Below are 397 nucleotides of genomic sequence, written 5' to 3' on the forward strand. Positions count from 1 at the left end.
TTTTGACGACAAGTCCTGCCGCCATTAATTCTGTTATGCCTTTGTGCTGTATGTTGAGCGCCGCGTTTATATCGCGGTCATGTTCAGCATTACAGCCGGGGCATTTCCATTCGCGCACCTTGAGCGGCATTTCTGACATTTTGTGACCGCAACAATGGCAAGTTTTCGAGCTGGCGAACCACTGATCCAGTTTGACCAGGTGAACACCTGCCGATTCCGCTTTGTACGCAAGTTTTGCCACAAATCCAGACCATGCCGCATCCCCGATATGACGGGCAAGGCGACGGTTTTTCATCATATTTGCTGATTTCAGCGTTTCCACAATCACCGCTTGGTTTTCGTCGATAATTCGTCTGGAAAGTTTGTGCTGGAAGTCAGCGCGGGCATTGGCTACCCG

Annotated in this window: 1 protein-coding gene; it reads right to left on the reverse strand. The window is 50.4% G+C overall.

The features are described 5' to 3' along the window. Positions 1-397, reverse strand: a 397-nt coding sequence (locus A7090_RS22820; RefSeq protein ID WP_157941495.1) for an RNA-guided endonuclease TnpB family protein, incomplete at both ends; no start/stop codon positions are given.

Source organism: Escherichia sp. MOD1-EC7003, from assembly GCF_002965065.1.
Classification (GTDB): Bacteria; Pseudomonadota; Gammaproteobacteria; order Enterobacterales; family Enterobacteriaceae; genus Escherichia.